Origin of the sequence: uncultured Cetobacterium sp. (assembly GCF_947039425.1) — a bacterium.
Lineage (GTDB): Bacteria > Fusobacteriota > Fusobacteriia > Fusobacteriales > Fusobacteriaceae > Cetobacterium_A.
Genome location: NZ_CAMQYW010000098.1, coordinates 1 through 6297, shown reverse-complemented (window position 1 = coordinate 6297; position 6297 = coordinate 1). Strand labels below are relative to the sequence as shown.

General features: G+C 26.8%; 9 protein-coding genes and 1 riboswitch. Of the genes, 6 read left to right on the top strand and 3 right to left on the bottom strand.

Translation table 11 applies throughout. The features are described 5' to 3' along the window. Nucleotides 1–823: glutamine-hydrolyzing GMP synthase (gene guaA / locus Q0V09_RS06425; protein WP_297487765.1), on the bottom strand; the 823-nt coding region annotated here is incomplete at its 3' end. A 66-nt stretch (nt 824–889) separates the two neighbouring features. Next, nucleotides 890–987: riboswitch (purine riboswitch) on the bottom strand. 152 nt (nt 988–1139) lie between these two features. Between guaA and rnmV the strand changes: the two genes are divergently transcribed. Beyond that, nucleotides 1140–1691: a ribonuclease M5 gene (gene rnmV / locus Q0V09_RS06420; RefSeq protein ID WP_297406695.1), complete on the top strand. Its 552-nt coding sequence runs from the start codon at nt 1140–1142 to the stop codon at nt 1689–1691. 42 nt (nt 1692–1733) lie between these two features. On the opposite strand, the gene Q0V09_RS06415 is transcribed toward rnmV, so the two are convergent. Together Q0V09_RS06415 and Q0V09_RS06410 are read right to left on the bottom strand one after the other, a co-directional pair. Next, nucleotides 1734–2015: a hypothetical protein gene (locus Q0V09_RS06415; RefSeq protein WP_297406696.1), complete on the bottom strand. Its 282-nt coding sequence runs from the start codon at nt 2013–2015 to the stop codon at nt 1734–1736. An 8-nt stretch (nt 2016–2023) separates the two neighbouring features. Beyond that, nucleotides 2024–2161, bottom strand: a complete 138-nt coding sequence (locus Q0V09_RS06410; RefSeq protein WP_297406698.1) for a hypothetical protein — start codon at nt 2159–2161, stop codon at nt 2024–2026. A gap of 164 nt (nt 2162–2325) precedes the next feature. On the opposite strand from Q0V09_RS06410, the gene udk reads away from it, so the two are divergent. The 5 genes from udk to Q0V09_RS06385 all read left to right on the top strand — a co-directional run. Further along, nucleotides 2326–2958 carry a uridine kinase gene (udk, locus tag Q0V09_RS06405; RefSeq protein WP_297406700.1) on the top strand — a complete coding sequence of 211 codons (633 nt, stop codon included), beginning with the start codon at nt 2326–2328 and terminating at the stop codon, nt 2956–2958. Continuing rightward, a complete protein-coding gene (locus Q0V09_RS06400) occupies nt 2959–3579 on the top strand; it encodes a deoxynucleoside kinase (RefSeq protein WP_297406702.1) in 621 nt (206 codons plus the stop codon). It abuts the gene before it with no gap. 107 nt (nt 3580–3686) lie between these two features. Next, nucleotides 3687–4298 (top strand): LysE family transporter, encoded by a 612-nt coding sequence (locus Q0V09_RS06395; RefSeq protein WP_297406704.1) that lies wholly within the window; start codon nt 3687–3689, stop codon nt 4296–4298. Nucleotides 4299–4331: 33 nt separating this feature from the next. Further along, a complete protein-coding gene (gene mnmA, locus Q0V09_RS06390) occupies nt 4332–5387 on the top strand; it encodes a tRNA 2-thiouridine(34) synthase MnmA (protein WP_297487763.1) in 1056 nt (351 codons plus the stop codon). A 191-nt stretch (nt 5388–5578) separates the two neighbouring features. Beyond that, the coding region (locus Q0V09_RS06385; protein ID WP_297487761.1) for an SIR2 family protein at nt 5579–6297 on the top strand (719 nt) is incomplete at its 3' end.

Here is a 6297-nt window from a genome sequence, read left to right as displayed (position 1 = left end):
ATTTAATGTTCATATGGAAGTTTTCTCCATATACATCCATTACGTTTTTACCTTCATTTTTTCTTAAAAGACCAGTATCAACAAAGATACAGATTAATTGATCTCCAATAGCTTTATGTATTAAAGCAGCAGCAACAGAAGAGTCAACTCCTCCAGATAATCCTAAAAGAACTCTTTTATTTCCAACAGTTTCTTTTATTGATTTAACTGTTTGTTCTATGTAATTACCCATAGACCAGTTTTTTTCACATTTAGCAACTTCAAATACGAAGTTTTCAAACATTTTTTTACCATATTCAGAGTGAGTAACCTCAGCATGATATTGAATACAGTAAATATTTTTTTCTTCATTTGATATAGCAGCAATACAAGAATCAGTATGTGCTATTTGTTTAAATCCTTGAGGAAGAGTAGTAACATGGTCACCATGACTCATCCAAACTTGGTTTAAGTTAGGAATATCTTTAAATAAAGGACTGTTTAAATCATCAATGATTAATTCAGCTTTACCAAACTCTTGTTTGTCAGCACCTTCAACATCTCCACCTAAAAGTTTTGATGTAAGTTGCATACCATAACATATTCCAAGAACAGGAATTCCTTGTTCGTAGATAGCTTTATCAATTGTAGGAGATCCATCTAAATAAACAGATGCAGGTCCACCAGAAAGGATGATTCCTTTAGGCTCTCTAGCTAAAATATCTTCAAGGGGTTCGAAGTAAGGAACAACTTCAGCATAAACACCCATTTCTCTAACTCTTCTTGCGATCAATTGGTTGTATTGAGAACCAAAGTCTAAGATAACTATACTATTTTTTTTCATAAAAACCTCCAAAATATAATAAAAAAAAGACCATTCAAAATCTATAGGTACAAAAAATAGAAGGCGAATGAGCCTTTTTATTTTCATAGAAACTAATTTACGGTTAGTTGTAGAAACGATACACCATATTTGTATCATATACGAATAGGAAATATTTGTATTTGGAACATTCTATCATATAAAAAAGCACCTGTCAATACAAAAAATTAAAACAACAGCAAGAAATAAGTCCTATAATATTAATATAAAAAAATTAGGAATTAAAAGAGAAAAATGATATAATATTTAAATTGATGTTAATATGAGAGGGTAAATTATGAAAAAAATAATTAAAGAAGTTATTGTAGTTGAGGGAAGAGATGATATCTCTGCAGTAAAGGCAGCAGTAGATGCTGAAATAATTCAAACAAATGGATTCGCAATTAGAAAAAAAGGAAATATAGAAAAATTAAGAATTGCTTATGAAAAAAAAGGATTAATTATTCTAACAGATCCTGATTTTGTAGGAGATGAATTAAGAAAATATATTCAAAAATATTTTCCAAATGTGAAACAAGCATATATAAGTAGAAAAGATGGAACTAAGGATGGAGATGTAGGAATAGAAAATGCTACTCCAGAAACAATAATAAAAGCTTTAGAAAAAGCTAAGTGCGAAACAGAAGATGCTGTAAATGAGAGATTTACTGTGGATCTAATGGTAGATTATAACTTAATTGGTTCTGATGAATCAAAAGATTTAAGAGCTAAGGTTGGAGATATTTTAGGAATAGGATATTCTAATGGAAAACAGTTTATTTCTAAGTTAAATAGATATGGAATAACTGAAGAGGAGTTTATAAAAGCAGTAGCAGAAGCTAGAAACTAAAAAAGTGGAGAATTAAATTTCTCCACTTTTTCTTAGTCATTATTAGAAAAACATGATTTCAGCAGTAGCTTCGTACCATTCTCCCTCTTCATCTTCACCAAATTCAACAAAGAAATTAATTTGAACATCTTCTAAAGTGAAACCGATACAGTTTTCCTCTTCAATGTTGAAAAATTCGATTTTTTTAAACTTAATCTCATCTAATTTTTCTCTTAAATCTTCTCTTTCTGTAAAAAGTTCAATTAAGTCCTCTTTTATAAAAAACTCTTTCTTTTCAAATTCAGCATTAATTCTCTCTATTTTTTTTAATATCTCTTCAGTCATTGTTCCTCCTAGAATTTAAATAATTTTTTTATTCTTTTTATTGTTTTCACTGTTGAAAGAATAAATTTAATCTTTTTTATTTCAAAGGGAATTTTATCAAGAGATTTTTTCATTTGAATCTCAATTTCTTTTTCTTTAACAGTCATGACAAATTTTCTCCTTTAAAAACAAGTATTTCTTAAATTATACAGTAAAAGAAAAATATAGTCTATACAATATTATATTTTATTTTTATATATATTATATGTTATAATAATAGAAGTTATATAAAAAATATTATTATTAGTGTATTTTAAGGAGGATAAATAGAATGAAAAATTGCATATTGATCGGAGTAGCTGGAGGAAGTGGAAGTGGAAAAACAACGATATCTCACAATTTAGTAAACGCTTTCAAATCAGAGGATGCAGTACTAGTAGAGCAAGATGCTTATTATAAAGAATTAACAAATTTAACTCTAGAAGAAAAAGCAGCTGTAAATTTCGACCACCCAAATTCAATTGAGTTTGATTTATTAAAAGAGCACTTGAAAGCTTTAATTGCTGGAAAAGCAATAGAAAGACCTGTATATGATTTTACTACACACTCAAGAAAAGAGGAGTGTGTGAAAATTGAACCATCAAAAATTATAATAGTAGAAGGAATATTATTATTTGCTATTCCTGAAATTAGAGAGTTATTTGATGTGAAAATATTTGTAGATACAGATGCAGATGAAATGATTTTAAGAAGAATAGAAAGAGATATGAAAGAGAGAGGAAGAAGTTTTGATTCAGTGAAAAATCAATACTTAAACACAGTAAAACCAATGTATTTAGAGTTTTGTGAGCCAAGTAAAAGATATGCTGATGTAATAATTCCAAGAGGTGGAGAAAATGAAGTTGCAATAAACATGCTTACAAGTAACTTAAAAACTTACCTTCAAAATGGAGTATTAGGATAGATGGAAAACGTAATTTGTATAGAGGGAGTAGTAGGAGCAGGGAAAACTACCTTGGGTGAATTGCTAGCTAAAGAGTTAGATATTGAATTTTTTCAAGAGCCTTATATAGATAATCCTTTTTTAGATAAATTTTATGATGAAAAAGAAAGATACTCTTTCTTAAGTCAAATGTATTTTTTAAATAAAAGAATAGATGTGATAGAGGAAGCAAAAAACTTTTCAAAATGTGTGATGGATAGAAGTATTTATGGTGATTATCTTTTTGCTAAAATGCATTGTAAAAATAAGTTTATGACAGAGGATGAATTTAAGTTATATGATGAATTTTGGAAGAAGTTAATATCTGCTAGAAAAACTCCAACCTTAATAATTTATTTGGAAATTAGTGTTGAAAATGCTATTAAGAAAATAATAAGTAGAGGAAGAAGTTTTGAATTAGATGTAAATAAAGAGTATTGGAACTCTTTAAATGAAGAGTATTCTTTATTTTTTAGTAAGTATAATAATTCAAATGTTTTAACTATAAATATAGATAATTTAGACATTAGAGATAATGAAAAAGACAGAACGTTCTTTTTCCAAATTGTTAAATCTAAATTAAAAGAGATTAACGCACTTTAAAGAGAGATTGAATTGATAAAAGTTCTTTATCTTTTAAAAAGAGTATGTTAAACTTAAAAAGAGTAGTGAAAATTTAGTAGAAATACACTTTTAAGGAGAAATGAATTATGATTTTTTTTGAAGGAATTATAACAGGATTAGTTTTATCTTTACCTTTTGGTCCAGTAGGAATTTACTGTATGGAAAAAGCATTAATTGAAGGAGAAAAAAAGGCCTATACATCAGCAATAGGGATGGTAACAGTTGATGTGATATACGGTATAATATCTTTTTTATTTATAACTAAGATAGAGGATCAAATATTAAAATATGAAACCCCATTGAAAATTTTAATAAGTGTATTTTTAATAATAGTAGGTAGTAAAAAGTTTTTTGGTAAACCTAAAGTGAAAGAGCTTGAGGATGATAGTATGACTTTGATACAAGATTATTTTGAAACGTTTTTATTATCAATATTTAACATTTCATCTTTAATTGTAATTGCTGGTATTTACACATTATTAGGTGTGCTTACAAGTTCAACATCAGAAACAACAATTATAGAGTTAGGATTAGGGATAGGACTAGGTGGATCAACTTCTTGGTTTTGTACAATATTTTTAATATATCATTTTAAGAGAAGAGTAACAATGGAAATGCTATTAAAATTAAGTAAACTTTCAGGATTAGTAATTTTAATATTTGGAATTTCAACTATTATATTTGCCTTCTACAAATAGTAATAGATTAATAATTTATTAAGGATGGTATTTATGAACTTAGAGTTTAATAAAGAAAATGAAAAAAAAGTCATAGCAGTAGCTATGAGTGGTGGAGTAGATTCATCAACAGTAGCTTATTTATTAAAGAAACAAGGGTATACTATATTTGGAGTTACAATGAAAACTTGTGGTGAAGAAGATAAAGATGCAAAGAGAATATGTGATGATTTAGGAATAAAGCATTACTTATTAGATGTAACAAAAGAGTTTAAAGAGGATGTTATTGATTATTTTGTAAATGAGTACAAAAATGGAAAAACACCAAATCCATGTATGGTTTGCAACAGACATGTAAAGTTTGGAAAACTTATTGATTTTGCTCTAGAATTAGGAGCTGAAACTTTAGCTACTGGACATTATGCCAATATTATTGATGGAACATTAGCTATTGGTGATGATATGAATAAAGATCAAGTTTATTTCTTATCTCAAATAAAAAAAGAAAATTTAAAATATATAGAGTTTCCAATTGGAAAAATGGAAAAACCTTTAGTTAGAGAACTTGCAAAGGATCTTGGAGTTAGAGTTTATGCTAAAAAAGACTCTCAAGAGATATGTTTTGTTGAAGATGGAAAATTAAAAGAGTTTTTAATTGAAAAAACAAATGGAAAAATAGAAAGACCTGGAAAAATTGTTGATCTAAATGGAAAAGTTTTAGGAAAACATAATGGACTGGCATTTTATACAATTGGGCAAAGAAAAGGATTGGGAATTTCATCTGCAAACCCATTATATGTTGTAAAATTAGATAAAAAAAATAATACTGTTGTTGTTGGAGATAATGACGACTTAATGAGAGATACATTAGTTGCCACACAATTAAATTTATTATTAGTTGATAAAATAGATGAATTAGATGGTATGGAGTGTTATGCTAAGGCTCGTTCAAGAGATAAGTTACATTTATGTAGAGTAAATGTAATAGGTGAGGATATGATTGAGATTGATTTTATTCAAGATAGAATAAGAGCAGTTACACCTGGTCAAGGAGCAGTTTTATATACAGAAGATGGAAAAGTTATAGCAAGTTCATACATTGTAAAATAGATTTTAAAAGTGTCCTTATAAGGGGCACTTTTTTTTATAAATTATGAATATTTACTTGTTAAATAGTTAAATTTAATATATACTTATATTGAAAAAGTATGATTTTTTATAGAAAGAGAGGTGTTAATATGAGTTTTTTCAATAAATTTAATGAAACAGATAAATTTAATTTATTTTTAGGGGATTTTTTAGTGAAAAAAATAGGATATCCCACGAGAATGGAACTTGCAAAATTGTTAATGAAGGATATGAAAGAAAATATAAAGGGATATATAAGAGATGATAACTCTTTATTTCAAGTAAGTCAGGTTTATCTTGATGGTGTAGTTAGCAGTAGAAGTTCTTTATTGAAAAAAATCAAGAATTTATATGAAGCAAGTAAAGAGATAAATGAAATTACTAATATATTTTCAAATGATGAAAAAATAAATGCGATTTTTTCTACAAACTATGACTTAGTTTTAGATGAAATAAATTCTAATAAATTATTAAAAGTATTAGCTACAGACAGCAGTTTTCCTCAAAAACAAGAGGATAAAATTAGACATTATAAAATTTTAGGTGATATTGCAAAATATGATAAAATTTGTGTGTCAATTCAAGATTTTAGAAAGCTTAAGGTATTGGATTTTTATAAAAATTATTTTAAAGAGATTAAAAATGAGATTAATAATAATCCTACTTTTATATTGGGATTAGATTTAAATGACTTAGATTTTATAGATATGTTAGAATTTCTTTTAGAGGGAACAAACAAGAAAGAAAATTTGTTTGCTATTTGTAATTCAAATGTTTTAAAAACTAAGACTATAGAGAGATTAAATAACTTAGGGATAAAACTTCTTCCACATAGTGAAGATGAGTTTTTTAATGAGTTAAAGATGTTTTTGGAAAAAAATGTAGAAAACGA

Bases quoted from the DNA above. Each gene is read 5' to 3' on its own strand.
- Q0V09_RS06415 (WP_297406696.1), bottom strand. From the start codon at position 2,015: ATGACTGAAGAGATATTAAAAAAAATAGAGAGAATTAATGCTGAATTT.
- udk (WP_297406700.1), top strand. From the start codon at position 2,326: ATGAAAAATTGCATATTGATCGGAGTAGCTGGAGGAAGTGGAAGTGGA.
- Q0V09_RS06410 (WP_297406698.1), bottom strand. From the start codon at position 2,161: ATGACTGTTAAAGAAAAAGAAATTGAGATTCAAATGAAAAAATCTCTT.
- Q0V09_RS06395 (WP_297406704.1), top strand. From the start codon at position 3,687: ATGATTTTTTTTGAAGGAATTATAACAGGATTAGTTTTATCTTTACCT.
- mnmA (WP_297487763.1), top strand. From the start codon at position 4,332: ATGAACTTAGAGTTTAATAAAGAAAATGAAAAAAAAGTCATAGCAGTA.
- rnmV (WP_297406695.1), top strand. From the start codon at position 1,140: ATGAAAAAAATAATTAAAGAAGTTATTGTAGTTGAGGGAAGAGATGAT.
- Q0V09_RS06400 (WP_297406702.1), top strand. From the start codon at position 2,959: ATGGAAAACGTAATTTGTATAGAGGGAGTAGTAGGAGCAGGGAAAACT.